General features: G+C 67.0%; 2 protein-coding genes. Both read left to right on the top strand.

Translation table 11 applies throughout. The features are described 5' to 3' along the window. Window positions 1-50: 50 nt before the first annotated feature. Window positions 51-551 (top strand): DinB family protein, encoded by a 501-nt coding sequence (locus AB0O34_RS36755; protein ID WP_363923620.1) that lies wholly within the window; start codon window positions 51-53, stop codon window positions 549-551. A 152-nt stretch (window positions 552-703) separates the two neighbouring features. After that, a complete protein-coding gene (locus tag AB0O34_RS36750; RefSeq protein WP_363923618.1) occupies window positions 704-1,939 on the top strand; it encodes an IS701 family transposase in 1,236 nt (411 codons plus the stop codon). Window positions 1,940-1,963: the final 24 nt, after the last annotated feature.

The following is a 1,963-nucleotide window of genomic DNA, read 5'->3' as shown; positions in this document are numbered from 1 at the left end:
GCAGCAGCACCGGTCGGAAAGCTGCCCCTATGAACCGGTAGCGTCTGGGCATGACAGCCACCCAGTTCTCGACCTCTACCGAGCGGGAGGCCCTTTGCGGCTTTCTCGACAAGCAGCGCGCCGATCTGCTTCGGAAGGTCGACGGTGTCTCTGACACGGATGCCTGCATGACTCCGACGGTGAGCTCGTTGTCCTTGATGGGCCTGCTCAAACACTCGGCCCTCTGGGAGCGCAGGTGGTTTCAGATCGTCGTTGCGGGGCGGGCACTTCCCGGCGAGTGGACCGAAGCAGAGGTCCAGGACTGGAGAGACGAAGACTTCCGTGTTGACGAGCGGGACACGGTGAAGCACTGGACGGCCTTCTTCGAGGAGCAGGTGGCCATCTCGCGGGAGATCGTCGCGGGCATGTCACTGGAGGATCCGTGCAGTCTGCCCGCCCTGGCGGACCGGAACCTGCGTTGGGTCCTGCTTCACATGATCGAGGAAACGGCCCGGCACGCCGGTCATGCGGACATCATTCGCGAGAGTCTCGACGGCAGCCGCGGTATATAGCGCTCCTCCGCAAGCCCGACCTGGGGCAGGGGCCTGCTGACGACACGAGTACGGCCACCGTTGATCATCGGTGTGTGAAGACTGAAGATCATGCGGTGGCCGCAGGTCACAGCGTAGACCCTGCTCGATGGCAAGAGGCGTTCGAATGCCTGATGGGCCGGATCGCGGGCCGGTTCAAGCGGGTCGAGCCCCGGCGCCGGGTCCGGCGATTGGTGCTCGGGCTCCTGTCGGACCTGCCGCGCAAGAACTGCTGGACCATCGCCGAATGGGCCGGGGAGACCACCCCGGATGCCATGCAGCACCTGCTCAGCCGGGCCAAGTGGGACGCCGACGCCGTCCGCGACGAAGTGCGTGGATACGTAGTGGAGCACCTGCATGACGAGCGGGCGGTGCTGGTGGTCGACGAGACCGGCGATGTGAAGAAGGGCACCGGCACGGTCGGCGTGCAGCGCCAGTACACCGGCACCGCGGGCAGGATCGAGAACGCCCAAGTTGCCGTCTACCTGGTCTACGCCGGTCAGCGCGGGCACGCCGCAGTGGACCGGGAACTGTATGTTCCGCGTTCCTGGACCACCGACCCCGACCGTTGCCGCGCCGCCGGACTCAGTGAGGAGACCGCCTTCGCCACTAAACCCGAGCTGGCCGCGTGCATGGTCGCCCGGTTCCTGGACGCCGGCCACCGGGCCGCGTGGGTGGCGGGTGACGAGGTCTACGGCGGGAACCCGAAGCTGCGGACCGCGCTGGAGGAACGCGGCATCGGCTACGTCCTCGCGGTGGCCTGCTCGCACGAAGCCACCACCGGCGCGGGGAAGTTCCGCGCGGACGCCCTGGCCAAGAAGGTGCCCAAACGGGCCTGGCAGAAGCTCTCCGCAGGAGCCGGAGCCAAGGGCCACCGCTTCTACGACTGGGCCGTCATCGACCTCGCCAACCCCGCTCCGGGCAGCCGTCAACTGCTGATCCGCCGCAACCGCAGCACCGGCGAACTGGCCTACTACCGCTGCTACTCGCCCACCCCAGTGCCGCTGACCGAACTGGTGCGCGTCGCCGGATCAAGGTGGCGAGTGGAGGAGTTCTTCCAGTCCGCAAAGGGCCTGGCCGGACTGGACGAGCACCAGGTCCGCCGCTACGCGTCCTGGTCGCGCTGGGTCACCCTCGCCATGCTCGCCCACGCCTTCCTCGCCGTCGTCCGCGCGGACGAACACGACCGCCACCGCGCACCCGACGCCCTCATACCGCTCACCTGCAACGAGATCCAGCGCCTGTTCATCACGCTCATCGTCCAGCCCGTCCATACCGCTACCTACCGGCTCCACTGGTCCACCTGGCGACGCCACCACCAGGCCCGATCCCAGACAAGTCACTACCAACGACAAGCCACCAAGGCATGAAGATCACGATCTACAGCTGGAGTA

The organism is Sphaerisporangium sp. NPDC088356 (assembly GCF_040685555.1).
Lineage (GTDB): Bacteria > Actinomycetota > Actinomycetes > Streptosporangiales > Streptosporangiaceae > Sphaerisporangium.
This window is presented reverse-complemented; position numbering and strand designations above follow the sequence as displayed.

Bases quoted from the DNA above. Each gene is read 5' to 3' on its own strand.
- AB0O34_RS36755 (WP_363923620.1), top strand. From the start codon at position 51: ATGACAGCCACCCAGTTCTCGACCTCTACCGAGCGGGAGGCCCTTTGC.
- AB0O34_RS36750 (WP_363923618.1), top strand. From the start codon at position 704: ATGGGCCGGATCGCGGGCCGGTTCAAGCGGGTCGAGCCCCGGCGCCGG.